General features: G+C 53.6%; 1 rRNA gene. It reads left to right on the forward strand.

Features of this window, described 5'->3' with window-relative positions:
- A 23S ribosomal RNA gene (locus ABEA06_RS13510) occupies positions 1-901 on the forward strand; the annotation flags it as partial.
- Positions 902-955 lie beyond the last annotated feature (54 nt).

Consider the following 955-nt stretch of genomic DNA (forward strand, 5'->3'; position numbering starts at 1 on the left):
AACTCGGCGAAATTGCAGTACGAGTAAAGATGCTCGTTTCGCGCAGCAGGACGGAAAGACCCCGAGACCTTTACTATAGTTTGGTATTGGTGTTTGGTGTGGCTTGTGTAGGATAGGTGGGAGACTGTGAAACTATCACGCTAGTGGTGGTGGAGTCGTTGTTGAAATACCACTCTGGTCACTCTGGATATCTAACTTCGGCCCGTAATCCGGGTCAGGGACAGTGCCTGATGGGTAGTTTAACTGGGGCGGTTGCCTCCTAAAGAGTAACGGAGGCGCCCAAAGGTTCCCTCAGCCTGGTCGGCAATCAGGTGTTGAGTGTAAGTGCACAAGGGAGCTTGACTGTGAGAGTGACAGCTCGAGCAGGGACGAAAGTCGGGACTAGTGATCCGGCGGTACATTGTGGAATGGCCGTCGCTCAACGGATAAAAGGTACCTCGGGGATAACAGGCTGATCTTGCCCAAGAGTCCATATCGACGGCATGGTTTGGCACCTCGATGTCGGCTCGTCGCATCCTGGGGCTGGAGTTGGTCCCAAGGGTTGGGCTGTTCGCCCATTAAAGCGGTACGCGAGCTGGGTTCAGAACGTCGTGAGACAGTTCGGTCCCTATCCGCTGCGTGCGTTGGAAATTTGTGGAGGTCTGTCCTTAGTACGAGAGGACCGGGACGGACGAACCTCTGGTATGTCAGTTGTTCCGCCAGGAGCATCGCTGATTAGCTACGTTCGGAAGAGATAACCGCTGAAAGCATCTAAGCGGGAAGCTTGCTCCGAGATGAGATTTCCTGACCCCCCTTCGAGGGGGTGAGAGGTCCCCAGTAGACCACTGGGTTGATAGGCCGGAAGTGGAAGCGTTGTAAGACGTGGAGCTGACCGGTACTAATACACCGAAAACTTATACACCACCAACAATCATCAATGATTGATGCGAGCGTCCACTATGTGGTTGACAACCAA

The sequence above is a fragment of the Kocuria gwangalliensis genome, assembly GCF_039544365.1.
GTDB classification, from domain to species: domain Bacteria; phylum Actinomycetota; class Actinomycetes; order Actinomycetales; family Micrococcaceae; genus Kocuria; species Kocuria gwangalliensis.